General features: G+C 71.2%; 14 protein-coding genes. 8 read left to right on the top strand and 6 right to left on the bottom strand.

What is annotated here, in order from left to right:
- The 3 genes from AQI88_RS24540 to AQI88_RS24530 form a co-directional block, all read right to left on the bottom strand.
- The gene (locus tag AQI88_RS24540) at positions 1 to 753 is read right to left on the bottom strand and encodes a hypothetical protein (RefSeq protein ID WP_067003090.1); all 753 of its coding nucleotides are present in this window, start codon (positions 751 to 753) and stop codon (positions 1 to 3) included.
- 145 nt (positions 754 to 898) lie between these two features.
- Positions 899 to 1,192, bottom strand: a complete 294-nt coding sequence (locus tag AQI88_RS24535; protein WP_067003088.1) for an MTH1187 family thiamine-binding protein — start codon at positions 1,190 to 1,192, stop codon at positions 899 to 901.
- Complete coding sequence (locus AQI88_RS24530) at positions 1,189 to 1,539, bottom strand: DUF3817 domain-containing protein (protein ID WP_067003086.1); 351 nt, start codon at positions 1,537 to 1,539, stop codon at positions 1,189 to 1,191. The genes AQI88_RS24535 and AQI88_RS24530 overlap by 4 nt, the downstream gene beginning before the upstream one ends.
- A 188-nt stretch (positions 1,540 to 1,727) precedes the next feature.
- Between AQI88_RS24530 and AQI88_RS24525 the strand changes: the two genes are divergently transcribed.
- From AQI88_RS24525 to AQI88_RS24510, 4 genes are all read left to right on the top strand, one after another.
- Positions 1,728 to 2,360: an AIM24 family protein gene (locus AQI88_RS24525; RefSeq protein WP_067003204.1), complete on the top strand. Its 633-nt coding sequence runs from the start codon at positions 1,728 to 1,730 to the stop codon at positions 2,358 to 2,360.
- 1 nt (position 2,361) lies between these two features.
- Positions 2,362 to 3,012: an AIM24 family protein gene (locus AQI88_RS24520; protein WP_067003084.1), complete on the top strand. Its 651-nt coding sequence runs from the start codon at positions 2,362 to 2,364 to the stop codon at positions 3,010 to 3,012.
- Positions 3,009 to 3,815: an AIM24 family protein gene (locus tag AQI88_RS24515; protein WP_067003082.1), complete on the top strand. Its 807-nt coding sequence runs from the start codon at positions 3,009 to 3,011 to the stop codon at positions 3,813 to 3,815. Before AQI88_RS24520 ends, AQI88_RS24515 begins: the two co-directional genes overlap by 4 nt.
- Positions 3,816 to 3,907: 92 nt before the next feature.
- Positions 3,908 to 4,384 (top strand): MarR family winged helix-turn-helix transcriptional regulator, encoded by a 477-nt coding sequence (locus AQI88_RS24510; RefSeq protein ID WP_067003080.1) that lies wholly within the window; start codon positions 3,908 to 3,910, stop codon positions 4,382 to 4,384.
- Between the two features lie 59 nt (positions 4,385 to 4,443).
- Here the strand turns inward: AQI88_RS24510 and AQI88_RS24505 are convergent, their stop codons facing one another.
- The 3 genes from AQI88_RS24505 to AQI88_RS24495 all read right to left on the bottom strand — a co-directional run bounded on the left by AQI88_RS24505 (position 4,444) and on the right by AQI88_RS24495 (position 8,045).
- A complete protein-coding gene (locus AQI88_RS24505) occupies positions 4,444 to 5,670 on the bottom strand; it encodes an MFS transporter (protein ID WP_067003202.1) in 1,227 nt (408 codons plus the stop codon).
- A 180-nt stretch (positions 5,671 to 5,850) separates the two neighbouring features.
- Positions 5,851 to 6,807 carry a methylmalonyl Co-A mutase-associated GTPase MeaB gene (gene meaB / locus AQI88_RS24500; RefSeq protein ID WP_067003078.1) on the bottom strand — a complete coding sequence of 319 codons (957 nt, stop codon included), beginning with the start codon at positions 6,805 to 6,807 and terminating at the stop codon, positions 5,851 to 5,853.
- Positions 6,808 to 6,845: 38 nt separating this feature from the next.
- A complete protein-coding gene (locus AQI88_RS24495) occupies positions 6,846 to 8,045 on the bottom strand; it encodes an acetyl-CoA C-acetyltransferase (protein ID WP_067003076.1) in 1,200 nt (399 codons plus the stop codon).
- 148 nt (positions 8,046 to 8,193) lie between these two features.
- On the opposite strand from AQI88_RS24495, the gene mce reads away from it, so the two are divergent.
- The 4 genes from mce to AQI88_RS24475 all read left to right on the top strand — a co-directional run bounded on the left by mce (position 8,194) and on the right by AQI88_RS24475 (position 14,912).
- Positions 8,194 to 8,634, top strand: coding sequence for a methylmalonyl-CoA epimerase (gene mce / locus AQI88_RS24490; protein ID WP_067003074.1), 441 nt, complete (start codon positions 8,194 to 8,196; stop codon positions 8,632 to 8,634).
- Positions 8,635 to 8,843: 209 nt separating this feature from the next.
- Positions 8,844 to 12,755, top strand: coding sequence for a polarized growth protein Scy (gene scy / locus AQI88_RS24485; RefSeq protein ID WP_067003072.1), 3,912 nt, complete (start codon positions 8,844 to 8,846; stop codon positions 12,753 to 12,755).
- Positions 12,756 to 12,938: 183 nt separating this feature from the next.
- Positions 12,939 to 13,874, top strand: coding sequence for a coiled-coil domain-containing protein (locus AQI88_RS24480; RefSeq protein ID WP_067003071.1), 936 nt, complete (start codon positions 12,939 to 12,941; stop codon positions 13,872 to 13,874).
- 84 nt (positions 13,875 to 13,958) lie between these two features.
- Positions 13,959 to 14,912 carry an ABC transporter ATP-binding protein gene (locus tag AQI88_RS24475; protein ID WP_067003070.1) on the top strand — a complete coding sequence of 318 codons (954 nt, stop codon included), beginning with the start codon at positions 13,959 to 13,961 and terminating at the stop codon, positions 14,910 to 14,912.
- Positions 14,913 to 14,914: the final 2 nt, after the last annotated feature.

The following is a 14,914-nucleotide window of genomic DNA, read 5'->3' as shown; positions in this document are numbered from 1 at the left end:
TCACGGGTGCTTCTCCAGGGTGCGCAGGACACGGGGTGTGCGCACCTGGGTGAGCGGGGCGCGCAGGCAGCGGCGGGCGGCCGGGGTGCAGGCGAGCGGGGCCTTGAGGAGGGCGAGCGACATCGCGACCATCAGCAGCAGCGGGCACAGGTAGGCCACGGTGGCCGCGAACCGGCCGAAGACGCGGATGACGGACTCCAGCCCCAGACCCGTGCAGCACACGGCGAGCACCAGCGCGCGGACCGCCAGTTCGGCCAGCCAGTTGGCCAGGGACCGCTCGGGGGTGATGCCCCGCTCCAGCCACAGCCGCAGCCGGTCGAAGGACCAGGCGGTCGCCCAGCCCATCAGCGGCCGGAACACCAGCCGGTCGGCGACCGCGCCGAAGGCGCCCCAGCGGGGACGGTAGTCGTAGCCGGTGAGGAAGCGGACGCCGTGCGCGTCGGGCACGTAGCGCCAGTAGCCGCTGCCCTCGGCGAGCAGGGAGAGCGGGTGCGGGGAGGCGAAGCGCAGGGCGGAGGTGCGGGTGCCGTCGGGGCGCTCCTTCTCGCCCGCGGCGACTCCGGTGCCGGAAACGGTGAGGAACGGCAGCACGCGCGCGGCGTACCGGAAGCGCTGCGTCTCGCCCTCCGCGCGCGGGAGGTAGTCGATCTCGGTGAACCGCAGGTCCCAGCGCTGGTGCTGGGAGGGGTCCTGGGTGCGCGCCCAGATGTCGTCCAGGTCGGCGCGGATATGTGTCTCTATGTAGAGACCCATGGTTTCCCCCACGTCAGAGTGGCGTTTGAGCGACGGCTCAAACTGTCTGCGAGGGAAAGTACATCTCTTTGAGCGACCGCTCAAAGAAAGGGCTTGAGGAAACCCCGGCCCTTCAGGACCGGGGTTCACCGCGAGGTGGCCGGCGCTACGGCGCCAGGTGCCGCTCGACGGTCTCGACCTTGGAGGTGAGCCCGTCGCTCACGCCGGGCCGGATGTCGGCCTTGAGGACGAGGGACACGCGCGGAGCACGCTCCTCGACGACGGCGACGGCGCGCTTGACGACGTCCATGACCTCGTCCCACTCCCCCTCGACGGAGGTGAACATGGCGTCGGTGCGGTGAGGCAGGCCCGACTCGCGGACGACCCGGACGGCGTCGGCGACGTACTCCCCCACGTCCTCGCCGACGCCCAGGGGCGTCACGGAGAAGGCGACGATCATGCGTTCACGACCCCTTCCTTGCGGGCGCGGGCCGCGATGACGGCGTCCTCGGCCTCGCGGCGCAGCGTGCGCTCGATGATGAAGCCGCCGCCGGGAATGATCGAGTAGGAGAAGTAGAGGGCGGCCTTGCCCTTGGCCCACTTGGTGCGGTTCCAGGCGTCCGCCCAGAAGATCACGTAGAGGATGAACAGCACGCCGTGGATCGGGCCCAGCACCGGAGCGACGTCGAAGCCCGAGGCGACCGTGTACTTGATGATCGTGCAGGTCGCCAGAATGATCCAGGAGATGCCCTCCGGCACGGAGATCAGACGGAGGCGGCGGATGGCGGATGCTGTCTTGAGGTCCACGGGTCACCTTCGGTGGGAGTCGCTGAGGGCGCGGTCGCTTCGTGATCGCCGGTGATCCGCTTTGTGAACGGAAGCACAAGCGTTGCCCATTGTGGCAAACGGCGCCCGTAGGGGTCCGCTCAGGGTCGCTCTCCACCCGTGGGGCCTGTTCCGTCCACCCGCGTCGCCGCTACTTTCGCTGCGTGGCGATGTTCCGACTCCAAGGGAGCAAGGTGCTCGCCGTCGACATGACCGGGGACGCCGTGAAGGCGAAGAACGGCTCGATGGTCGCGTACGACGGGCAGATGGCCTTCAAGAAGCTGAGTGGTGGCGGCGAGGGGCTGCGCGGGATGGTGACCCGGCGGCTCACCGGCGAGCAGATGACGGTGATGGAGGTGAGAGGGCAGGGGACCTGCTGGTTCGCGGACCGCGCCTCGGAGATCAATCTCGTGCAGCTCCAGGGGGACAAGCTCTTCGTGGAGTCGAGCAATCTCCTCGCGACCGACGCGGGGCTGAGGACGGGCACGACGTTCACGGGGCTGCGCGGCGCCTCGCAGGGCAACGGACTGTTCACCACGACCGTCGAGGGGCACGGGCAGGCCGCCATCATGTCGGACGGCCCGGCCGTGGTGCTCCGGGTCAGCCCGCAGTACCCGCTGATCGTCGACCCGGGCGCGTACATCGCCCACCAGGGAAACGTACGGCAGTCCTTCCAGTCCGGTGTGACGTTCCGCACGTTCTTCGGGGAGGGCGGCGGCGAGGCCTTCCAGATCCGCTTCGAGGGCGACGGGCTGGTCTATGTGCAGCCGAGCGAGCGGAACACGATCGCGGGGGACCTGTGAGATGAGCTTCCGGGAGATCAACTCCAAGATGGTCGAGGCGACCGTGCTGCCCGGGCAGCGGCTGTTCAGCCAGCGCGGGGCGATGCTCGCCTACAACGGGGACGTGTCCTTCACGCCCAGCCTCCAGGGCGGCCAGGGCGGCCTGATGTCCATGCTCGGGCGGCGGGTGGCCGGCGAGGCGACCCCGCTGATGACCGTCGAGGGCAGCGGCACCGTCTTCTTCGGACACGGCGGCCACCACGTGCACGTCATCCACCTCTCCGGCGACACCCTGTACGTCGAGGCCGACCGGCTGCTCGCCTTCGAGGGCACCCTGCGGCAGGGCACGATGTTCATGGGCTCGCAGGGCGGCGTCATGGGCCTGGTGCGGGGGCAGGTCACCGGGCAGGGACTGTTCACCACCACCCTCCAGGGACAGGGGGCCGTGGCCGTGATGGCGCACGGCGGCGTCTTCGAGATCCCGATCACACCGCAGCGCCCGGTCCATGTGGACCCGCAGGCGTACGTCGCCCACCACGGCGAGGTCCGCAACAAGCTGTCCAGCGCGCTCGGCTGGCGCGACATGGTGGGCCGCGGCTCCGGCGAGGCGTTCCAGCTGGAGCTCAGCGGCAGCGGCACGGTGTACGTCCAGGCCTCGGAGGAGAAGCTGTGAGCGCGTACGGAACCCCCGGCGGCCCGGTGGTGTACGACCCGATGACGCTGCCCGCCGACGACAACGTGAACAAGTACACGTTCTGCGTCGAGCTCAAGAGCGGGCAGTGGTTCCTGCAGAAGGGGAAGATGATCGCCTACTACGGGGCGATCGAGTTCAACGGCATCGGACACGGGCGACTCGACCGACTTGTCCGTACGTCGTTCCATTCGCCTCTGCACGCGAGCGACTGGGTCGTGGCGGAGGGCTCGGGCAAGATGCTGCTGGCCGACCGGGCCTTCGACGTCAACTCCTACGACCTGGACGACGGGAACTTGACCATTCGCGCGGGCAATCTGCTTGCTTTTCAGCCAAGTCTCGCGCTCAAGCAGTCGATCGTGCCGGGTTTTCTGACCCTTATCGGAACCGGAAAGTTTGTGGCTGCATCTAACGGTCCGGTGGTGTTCATGGAACCTCCGATCCGGGTGGACCCGCAGGCACTGGTGGGGTGGGCCGACTGCCCGTCACCCTGTCATCACTACGACCACGGGTACCTGACGGGTGTCATGGGCGGTCTACGTGCAATGACGGGCCTCGGCGGGGTCTCCGGCGAGGAGCATCAGTTCGAGTTCGTGGGCGCCGGGACGGTCCTGCTGCAGTCCAGCGAGACCCTCATGGCCGAACCGGACACGGGGGCGATTCCGGCGGAGCCGGGAGTGCCCGGCGGTGGCGGAGCGGCACCGGGCGGACACGGTCCGCAATCGTCGGGCGCACCGCGCCTTCCCGGACAGCTGGGGGACCTCCAGCGTCGCTTCGGGCTGTGAGCGGTAGTCTGCGGAGTGTGACGTCGAACGCGTGCGCACTGTCACACCACCCGAAGTAGTTCATCATTCAACTTCTTAGGTAGACTTCATTCATGGAGACCGAGACGGCCACGCGCTGGCTGACCGATGCGGAGCAGTGCGCCTGGCGCACCCACCTGGAGGTCAACAGGCTGTTGACGTACCAGCTCGAAAAGGATCTGCAGCCGTTCAACCTGACAATGAACGACTACGAGATCCTCGTAAATCTGTCCGAGTCGGACGACGTACGGATGCGGATGAGCGATCTGGCCTCGGCGACCCTCCAGTCCAAGAGCCGGCTCTCGCACCAGATCACGCGGATGGAGAACGCGAATCTGGTGCGCCGGGAGAACTGCGAGTCCGACCGGCGGGGGCTGTACGCGGTGCTGACCGAGCACGGCCTGGAGACGATGAAGAAGGTGGCGCCGCACCATGTCGCATCGGTGCGGCGGCACTTCATCGATCTGCTGTCGCCCGAGGCGCTGACGGAGCTGGACAAAGGGCTGAAGCCCATTGCTGAGCACCTCAGGGGGCAGCGGGGGCGTCCCTGAGGCTCGCTGAGAACCTCAGGGAGTCGCAGCTGGGCGGGGGTGGGTCGCGCAGCCCGGCGTTAACGGGGTGCCGCTGCGAGTGCGGTCCCAGCGGCACGACTGCCCGCAGCTGCGGCCGCTGCGAGTGCGGTCCCACCCGCCAGCAGGAAGCACACTCCCAGCGGTAGTCGGCCGATCAGCAGACCCGTGGCGAGGGCGCCGGTCGAACCGCCCGCGTTGACCGCGGCGTTCACCCAGGCTCCGGCCTGGGTGCGGGAGTCCTGCGGCGCCGTCTCGTCGGCCAGCAGGTACGCCGTCGTCAGCGCCGGGGCGATGAACGCTCCCGCGCAGGCCATGGCCGCCGTGAGCGTCCACAGGCCGGGGGCGAGGCCCGCCGCGGCGATCACCAGGCCGAGACCCGCCGCGAACCCGGCCAGCCGTACGCGGGCGGGCCGGCGCCAGTCGATCGCCCCGTTGGCCAGGCCGCCCACCGCGCTGCCCGCCGAGAGCGCGCCCAGGACCCACGGCACCAGCGCCGCGTCGTAGGAGCGCTCGGCGACGAAGGCGAGCACCAGCAGGTCGATGCCGCTGAGGGCCAGACCGACGCCCGCGGCGACGGCGACCGGGGGCAGGAGGCCACGGACACCGGAGCGCTTCTCCCTGCGAGGCACGGGGCGCGGGCCGGGCATCGCCGGCGAGGTGACGAAGGCACCCGTACCGGAGACGATCAGCAGCGCGCTGAGCAGGATGCCCGAGGCCAGCGGCGCGAAGCCCACGAGCACGCCGATCAGGGCCGGACCGGAGACGTACAGCAGTTCCTCGGCGACGCCGTCCAGGCTGTAGGCGCGCGACAACAGGCGCCGGTCAGCGACCAGTTCGGACCACAGGGCGCGCATGGTGGGGCCCAGCGGGGGCGCGCAGGCGCCCGCGAGGGCCGCCGCCGTGGCGATGGCCGCCGCCGGTGCCCCGGGTCGCCAGGTCAGGGCGGCCAGGGCGCACAGCAGGGTGCCGTAGAGCCCCGCCATGGGGAGCAGGGCACGGCGCGGGCCGTACCGGTCGATGAAGGACGCCCGCAGGGGCATCAGGAAGACCGTCGTGGCGCCGAACAGGGACATCACGGCCCCGGAGACGGCGTAGGACCCGGTGGCCCGGGTGACGGACAGCATCACCGCGAGCGAGACCGTCCCGTAGGACAGGCGTGCCGTCAGCGCGGCGGCGAAGGTGCGGCGCGCGTGCGGGACGCGCAGGACGGCGGCGTACGAGGGCCGCGTGGGCAGGGCAGCGCGCGGCGAAGTGGGCGCGGACATCATCGAGTTCCTCACCTGAAGGCACGAAGAGGGGACACCGGAGCGCCGCGTCGGCCGACGGGCGTGCGTCGGCTGCGTACGCGGGCGCGGGTGTGCGCTCTATGCCAAGGAGAGGAACATGCGGATCAAGCTAGCAGGGGGCGGCCGGGGTTGACCACGGAGTTTTCCGGCACGGCCGGATCAGCTCTCGGTCAGCCCCGCCACCAGCTCGTCCGCGGCCTGGTAGGGGTCCAGTTCGCCCGCCACGATGCGTTCCGCGAGTGCGCCGAGGTGGCGGTCGCCGTGCAGGTCGCCGATGCGTTCGCGCAGGGCCGTGACCGCGATGGTCTCCACCTCGCGGGAGGCGCGGGCCAGACGGCGCTCGGCGAGGACGCCGTGCTCCTCCATCCACGCGCGGTGTTTCTCCAGGGCTTCGACGACCTCGTCGATGCCCTCGGCGCGGGCCGCGACCGTCTTGACGATGGGCGGACGCCAGTCCCCGGGGCCGCGGGCCTCTCCGAAGCCCAGCATGTGGTTCAGCTCGCGGGCGGTGGCGTCGGCTCCGTCCCGGTCCGCCTTGTTGACGACGTACACGTCGCCGATCTCCAGGATTCCGGCCTTCGCCGCCTGGATGCCGTCGCCCATGCCCGGGGCCAGGAGGACCACCGACGTGTCGGCCTGGGAGGCGATCTCCACCTCCGACTGGCCGACGCCGACCGTCTCGACCAGGATCACGTCGCAGCCCGCCGCGTCCAGGACGCGGATCGCCTGGGGCGCGGACCAGGCCAGGCCGCCGAGGTGGCCGCGCGTGGCCATGGAGCGGATGTAGACGCCGGGGTCGGAGGCGTGGTCCGACATGCGGACCCGGTCGCCGAGCAGGGCGCCGCCGGAGAACGGCGAGGACGGGTCGACGGCCAGGACGCCGACCCGCTTGCCCTGTTTGCGGTAGGCCGTGACGAGGGCGGAGGTGGAGGTGGACTTGCCGACGCCGGGCGAGCCGGTCAGGCCGACCACGTAGGCGTTGCCGGTCAGCGGGGCCAGCGCCGCCATGACCTCCCTGAGCTGTGGGGACGCCCCCTCCACCAGGGAGATCAGCCGGGCGACGGCCCGCGGCCGGCCTTCCCTCGCCTGGGCCACCAGAGAGGAGACGTCCTGCATCAAACAGCTCCGTTCATTTCACAGACGTACGGGAGAACTCAGGCCTTCGGTACCCGGACGATGAGCGCGTCACCCTGGCCGCCGCCACCGCACAGCGCGGCCGCGCCGACACCGCCGCCCCGGCGCTTGAGCTCCAGCGCCAAGTGGAGCACGAGACGGGCGCCGGACATACCGATCGGGTGACCCAGGGCGATGGCGCCACCGTTGACGTTCACCTTTTCCGTGGATACGCCGAGGTCCTTCATTGACTGCACGGCAACCGCGGCGAAGGCCTCGTTGATCTCGATGAGGTCGAGGTCGGCAGCCTCCAGGCCCTCCTTCTTGAGGGCGTGCCGGATCGCGTTGGACGGCTGCGACTGCAGGGAGTTGTCCGGCCCGGCCACGTTGCCGTGCGCGCCGATCTCGGCGAGCCACTCCAGGCCCAGCTCCTCGGCCTTGGCCTTGCTCATCACGACCACGGCCGCCGCACCGTCCGAGATCTGCGAGGAGGTGCCGGCGGTGATCGTGCCGTCCTTGGTGAAGGCCGGGCGCAGCTTGCCCAGCGACTCCACGGTGGTGTCGCCGCGGATGCCCTCGTCCTTGCTGAAGACGACGGGCTCGCCCTTGCGCTGCGGGATCTCGATCGGGGTGATCTCGGCCTCGAAGATGCCGTTCTTCTGCGCGGCGGCGGCGCGCTGGTGGGACAGGGCGGCGATCTCGTCCTGCTCGGGGCGCTGGATGCCGAGGCGGGTGTTGTGCTTCTCCGTGGACTCGCCCATGGCGATGCCCTCGAAGGAGTCGGTCAGGCCGTCGTAGGCCATGGCGTCGAGCATCTCGACCGCCCCGTACTTGAAGCCCTCGCGGGACTTCGGCAGCAGGTGGGGGGCGTTGGTCATGGACTCCTGGCCGCCGGCGACGACGATGTCGAACTCGCCGGCGCGGATCAACTGGTCGGCCAGCGCGATCGCGTCCAGGCCGGACAGACACACCTTGTTGACGGTGAGCGCCGGGACGCTCATCGGGATGCCGGCCTTGACCGCGGCCTGGCGGGCCGGGATCTGCCCCGCCCCTGCCTGGAGCACCTGGCCCATGATCACGTACTGCACCTGGTCGCCGCCGATTCCCGCACGGTCGAGGGCGGCCTTGATCGCGAAGCCGCCCAGGTCGGCGCCGGAGAAGGACTTGAGGGAGCCCAGAAGTCGTCCCATGGGCGTGCGCGCGCCCGCGACGATCACCGAGCTGGTCGTTCCAGAAGGCATGAGCTGCGATCCCCTTACCGGCCTGCACAGCCGAGGAGTGAACGAGGGTTTACTTCGAATGTACTGAGCAGTACTTCGCCCGTCATCGGCCCTTCGGTGTGATCGCGCGCACGTTGCGTAACCACCTCCGGAGCGCTGCACTGAATCCATGCTGACGCGAATCGACCACATCGGGATCGCCTGCCGCGACCTGGACGCGACCATCGAGTTCTACCGGGCCACGTACGGCTTCGAGGTGTTCCACACCGAGGTCAACGAGGAGCAGGGCGTGCGCGAGGCCATGCTCAAGATCAACGAGACGTCCGACGGCGGCGCCTCCTACCTCCAGCTGCTGGAGCCGACCCGGGAGGACTCCGCGGTCGGCAAGTGGCTGGCGAAGAACGGGGAGGGCGTCCACCACATCGCCTTCGGTACGGCGGATGTGGACGGGGACTCCGAGGAGATCCGCGGCAAGGGCGTACGCGTTCTGTACGAGGAGCCACGGATCGGTTCCATGGGGTCGCGGATCACCTTCCTGCACCCGAAGGACTGCCATGGCGTCCTGACAGAACTGGTCACTTCGGCCCCTGTTGAGTCGCCCGAGCACTGACCCCCGTACATAAGGGCCGGTAGGGTGGGGGCGGTCGCCCTCGCAAGGCCGGGTGGCCGCATGCCGGGGTCCGGGTTTCGGGGGACGAGCGTCGGGGCAGCAGCCCGTGCTCCACCGTTGATCTGACACCATTCCCCGGGGGCCCCGTTCGGCGGATGGACGGAGCTCGTTGGAGAAGGTTGCGACCAGGGGACGGATGGGACCGCGCAGTGCGGGGCTACGAGAGCCAGGAGCGAGAGCCGGCGGCTGACGTCGACCACCTCTCTCGGTTCGAGGCCGAGATGAAGCGGCTGAAGACCGAGCGGGAAAAGGCGATCCAGCACGCCGAGGATCTCGGCTACCAGGTCGAGGTGCTGCGCGCCAAGCTGCACGAGGCGCGCCGCACCCTGATGACCCGGCCCGCCTACGACGGCGGTGACATCGGCTATCAGGCCGAGCAGTTGCTGCGCAATGCCCAGATCCAGGCCGACCAGCTGCGCCAGGACGCGGAGCGGATGGCCGCGGAGGCTCGCGCGCAGACCCAGCGCATCCTCCAGGAGCACGCCGAGCAGGCCGCCCGGCTCCAGGCCGAGCTGCACCAGGAGGCGGTCACCCGCCGCCAGCAGCTGGACCAGGAGCTGGCCGAGCGTCGGCAGACCGTCGAGTCGCACGTCAACGAGAACGTGGCGTGGGCCGAGCAGCTGCGCGCCCGCACCGAGTCGCAGGCCCGCAGGCTCCTCGACGAGTCCCGCGCCGAGGCCGAGCAGGCCATGACCACCGCCCGCACGGAGGCCGAGCGGCTGACCCGGCAGGCCCGGGAGCGGCTGCAGAGCGACGCCGAGGCGGCCCGCGCGGAGGCCGAGCAGATCCTGCGCCGCGCCCGCACGGACGCCGAGCGGCTGCTGAACGCCGCCTCCACCCAGGCCCAGGAGGCCACCGACCACGCCGAGCAGCTGCGCACCAGCACCGCCTCGGAGTCGGATGCCGCCCGCCGCCAGTCGGCCGAGCTGAGCCGGGCCGCCGAGGAGCGCATGACGCAGGCCGAGGAGGCGCTGCGCAAGGCGCAGTCCGAGGCCGAGAAGCTGGTCACCGAGGCCCAGCAGGCCGCCGCCAAGGCGCTGTCGAGCGCCGAGGCCGCCAACGAGACCCGTACCCGCACGGCCAAGGAGCAGGTCGCCCGGCTGGTCGAAGAGGCCACCAAGGAGGCCGAGAACACCAAGTCCGAGGCCGAGCAGCTGGTCGCCGACGCGCGCGCCGAGGCCGAGAAGATCGTCGCGGAGGCCTCCGAGAACGCCCGCAGCGCCACCGCCGAGGAGACGGCGACCCAGCTGTCGAAGGCGGCCAGGACCGCCGAGGACGTCCTCAACAAGGCGTCCGAGGACGCCAAGAAGACCACCAAGGCCGCCGCCGAGGAGGCCGAGCGGATCCGCACGGAGGCCGAGGCCGAGGCGGACCGGCTGCGCGCCGAGGCGCACGACATCGCCGAGCAGCTCAAGGGCGCGGCGAAGGACGACACCAAGGAGTACCGCGCCAAGACGGTCGAGCTGCAGGAGGAGGCCCGCCGGCTGCGCGGCGAGGCCGAGCAGCTGCGCGCCGACGCGGTCGCCGAGGGCGAGTCGATCCGGGCCGAGGCCCGCCGCGAGGCGGTCTCGCAGATCGAGGAGGCGGCCAAGTCCGCCGAGGAGCTGCTGGCCAAGGCCAAGGCGGACGCCGACGAGCTGCGCAAGACCGCGACGACGGACAGCGAGAAGGTTCGCACCGAGGCCATCGAGCGGGCCACCACGCTGCGCCGGCAGGCCGAGGAGACCCTGGAGCGCACCCGCAAGGAGGCCGAGCGGCACCGCGCGGAGGCCGCCGAGCAGGCCGAGGCGCTCAAGTCGGACGCCGAACAGGCCGCGCGCGAGCTGCGCGAGGAGTCCGAGCGGGCGGTCGAGGCGCGTCGTGCCGAGGCCGCCGAGGACCTGACCCGGCTGCAGACCGAGGCCCAGGAGCGGCTGGCCGCGGCCGAGCAGGCGCTCGCCGACGCCCGCGAGGAGGCGGCCCGGATCCGCCGGGAGGCCGCCGAGGAGACCGAGCGGCAGCGCGCCGAGGCCGCCGAGCGGATCCGTACGCTCCAGCAGCAGGCCGAGGACGAGGCCGACCGGCTGCGCACGGAGGCCGCGTCGGACGCGTCCGCCTCGCGGGCCGAGGGCGAGGCTCTCGCCGTACGGCTGCGTTCGGAGGCCGCGGCCGAGGCCGAGCGGCTCAAGGCGGAGGCCCAGGACACCGCCGACCGGGTACGCGCCGAGGCGCAGGCCGCCGCCGAGCGGCTCGGCGCCGAGGCCTCCGAGACGCTGGCCGCCGCCCAGGAGGAGGCGGCCCGGCGCCGCCGCGAGGCCGAGGAACTCCTCGGTGCCGCGCGGGCCGAGGCCGACCAGGAGCGCGAGCGGGCCCGCGAGCAGAGCGAGGAGCTGCTGGCCTCGGCGCGCAAGCGGGTCGAGGACGCGCAGGCGGAGGCGGTCCGGCTGGTCGAGGAGGCCGACCGGCGCGCCACCGAGATGGTGTCCGCCGCCGAGCTCCACGCCCAGCAGGTACGGGACTCGGTCGCCGGGCTGCACGAGCAGGCGCAGGAGGAGATCACCGGGCTGCGCTCGGCCGCCGAGCACGCGGCGGACCGTGCCCGCAGGGAGGCCGAGGAGGAGGCGGACCGGGTCCGCGCCGACGCCTACTCCGAGCGGGAGCGGGCGAGCGAGGACGCCGCGCGGATCCGGCGGGAGTCCAACGAGGAGTCCGAGGCCGCCAAGGCGCTCGCCGAGCGTACGGTCGCCGACGCGATCGCGGAGTCCGAGCGGCTGCGCACGGACACGGCCGAGTACGCCCAGCGGGTCCGCACGGAGGCGTCGGACGCGCTGGCCGAGGCCGACCAGGCCGCGGCGCGCACCCGGGCGGACGCCCGCGAGGACGCCAACCGCATCCGCTCGGACGCGGCGACCCAGGCGGACACGCTCATCACCGAGGCCCGGAGCGAGGCCGAGCGGCTGCAGAACGAGACGGTCGCGGAGGCCGAGCGGGTCCGTACGGAGGCGCTGGCCGAGGCGGAGCGGCTCCAGTCGGAGACCGTCGCCGAGGCCGACCGGGTCCGGGCCGAGGCGCGCGCGGGCGCCGAGCAGCTCATCTCGGACGCCACCGGCGAGGCCGAGCGGCTGCGCGCCGAGGCCGCCGAGACGGTCGGCTCCGCCCAGCAGCACGCCGAGCGGCTGCGCGCCGAGGCCGAGCAGACCAGGGCGGATGCGCAGGCGGAGGCCGAGCGGCTCGTCAACTCCGCGCGCGAGGAGGCCGAGCGGACCCTGGACGAGGCCCGCAAGGACGCCAATAAGCGGCGTTCGGAGGCGGCCGAGCAAGTCGACACGCTCATCACGGAGACCACGGCCGAGGCGGACAAGCTGCTCACCGAGGCCCAGCAGCAGGCGCTGAAGACCACCGCGGACGCGGAGTCGCAGGCCGACACGATGGTGGGTGCGGCCCGCAGCGAGGCCGAGCGGATCGTCTCCGAGTCGACCGTCGAGGGCAACTCGCTGGTGGAGAAGGCCCGGACCGACGCGGACGAACTGCTGGTCGGCGCCCGCCGGGACGCGACCGCCATAAGGGAGCGCGCGGAGGAGCTGCGTGACCGCATCACGACCGAGATCGAGGAGCTGCACGAGCGGGCCCGCCGCGAGGCCGCCGAGACGATGAAATCCACCGGCGACCGCTGCGACGCGCTCATCCGGGCCGCCGAGGAGCAGCTGGCCAAGGCGGAGGCGAAGGCCAAGGAGCTGGTGTCGGACGCCAACTCCGAGGCGGGCAAGGTCCGCATTGCCGCCGTCAAGAAGGCGGAGGGGCTGCTCAAGGAGGCCGAGCTGAAGAAGGCCACGCTGGTCAGGGAGGCCGAGGAGCTGAAGGCCGAGGCGATCCGCGAGGCCCGGCGCACGGTCGAGGAGGGCAAGCGCGAACTGGAGATCCTGGTGCGCCGGCGCGAGGACATCAACGCCGAGATCTCCCGTGTCCAGGACGTCCTGGAAGCGTTGGAGTCCTTCGAGGCCCCGTCGTCCAAGGACGGCGGAGTCAAGGCGGGCGCCACGGTGGGTGCACCCCGATCGGGTGGCAAGTCGTCAGACGGCTAGCGGGCGAAGCGGTTTCCGGTGTCTTCTGGGGGCTTTGCCCGAGTCTTTGGCAAGCCGTCCGGCGGTCAGCCACTCAAAAGAGGTGTCATTCTCCAGATCAAACACGTATCCGCTCGATGACACACCGCTTCGGCCCCTAGGATTCCACCTATCACCTCACCGGTCTCATTCGACAGGAACCCCATGAGCGACACTTCCCCCTACGGCTTCGAGCTTGTGCGGCGTGGATACGACCGCGCTCAGGTGGACGAACGGATCTCCAAGCTCGTCTCCGACCGTGACAGCGCTCTCGCCCGCATCACCGCTCTGGAAAAGCGCATCGAGGAGCTCCACCTAGAGACGCAGAACGCCCAGGCCCAGGTCACCGACGCCGAGCCGTCGTACGCCGGTCTCGGTGCGCGTGTCGAGAAGATCCTGCGCCTCGCCGAAGAAGAGGCCAAGGATCTGCGCGAAGAGGCCCGGCGCGCGGCCGAGCAGCACCGCGAGCTGGCCGAGTCGGCGGCCCAGCAGGTGCGCAACGACGCAGAATCGTTCGCTGCGGAGCGCAAGGCCAAGGCCGAGGACGAGGGCGTCCGGATCGTCGAGAAGGCCAAGAGCGACGCCGCCCAGCTGCGCTCCGAGGCACAGAAGGACGCGCAGTCCAAGCGCGAGGAGGCGGACGCCCTCTTCGAGGAGACCCGCGCCAAGGCCGCGCAGGCCGCCGCCGACTTCGAGACGAACCTGGCCAAGCGCCGCGAGCAGTCCGAGCGCGACCTGGCCTCGCGTCAGCAGAAGGCCGAGAAGCGCCTGGCCGAGATCGAGCACCGCGCCGAGCAGCTGCGCCTGGAGGCGGAGAAGCTGCGCACGGACGCCGAGCGCCGCGCCCGCCAGACGGTGGAGACGGCCCAGCGCCAGGCCGAGGACATCGTGGCCGACGCCAACGCCAAGGCCGACCGCATCCGCTCGGAATCCGAGCGCGAGCTCGCTGCGCTGACCAACCGTCGTGACTCGATCAACGCGCAGCTCACCAATGTGCGCGAGATGCTGGCGACGCTCACCGGTGCGGCGGTCGCTGCCGCGGGCTCGCCGGCCGAGGACGAGCCCATCTCTCGTGGGGTGCCGGCGCAGCAGACCCGGTAACCCCTCGACGTACGTTCGCCGACCGAGGCGAAGCCCCTTGCCGCTCCGGTGGCAGGGGGCTTCGTCCCGTCTTAGCGTGGCCGCATGATCGAGCTGGTGGGGCTGACCAAGCGGTACGGCGAGAAGGTGGCGGTCGACGGCCTCACCTTCTCGGTGCGGCCCGGCATCGTGACCGGGTTCCTCGGGCCCAACGGTGCCGGGAAGTCCACCACCATGCGGATGATCCTCGGGCTCGACCGGCCCACCGCCGGTGACGTCCGGATCGACGGCAGGCACTACGACCAGTTGAAGGACCCGCTGACGTACATCGGGGCCCTGCTGGATGCGAAGGCCGTGCACGGCGGGCGCAGCGCCTACCACCATCTGCTGTGCCTCGCGCAGAGCAACGGGATCCCGGACCGGCGGGTGGCCGAGGTGCTGGACACCGTCGGGCTCACCGCCGTGGCGAAGAAGAAGGCCAAGGGGTTCTCGTACGGCATGGGCCAGCGGCTCGGCATCGCGGCCGCGCTGCTCGGTGATCCGCAGATCCTGATGTTCGACGAGCCGGTCAACGGGCTCGACCCCGAGGGCATCCACTGGATCCGGAACCTGATGAAATCGCTGGCCGCGCAGGGGCGGACGGTGTTCGTGTCGAGCCATCTGATGAGCGAAATGGCGCTGACCGCCGATCACCTGGTGGTCATCGGACAGGGTCGGCTGCTGGCCGACACCTCAATGGCCGGCTTCATCCGGCAGAACTCGCGCAGTTATGTACGGATCCGTTCTCCGCAGCGCGAGCGGCTCGTGGACGTGCTGCACGAGGCCGGGATCACCGTGGTCGAGGCGGGCGGCGGCACACTGGAGGTGGAGGGCGGCAAGGCCGAGCGGATCGGGGAGCTGGCCGCGCGGTACGGGGTCGTCCTGCACGAGCTGAGCCCCCAGCAGGCCTCGCTGGAGGAGGCGTTCATGCAGCTGACGGCGGAGTCGGTGGAGTACCACGCGCACGCCGGGCCCATGGAAGTCCCGCAGGACTGGGGCGCCGGCTGGAAGGGGGCCTGAGT

It is taken from the genome of Streptomyces cellostaticus (assembly GCF_001513965.1).
Lineage (GTDB): Bacteria > Actinomycetota > Actinomycetes > Streptomycetales > Streptomycetaceae > Streptomyces > Streptomyces cellostaticus.
This window is presented reverse-complemented; position numbering and strand designations above follow the sequence as displayed.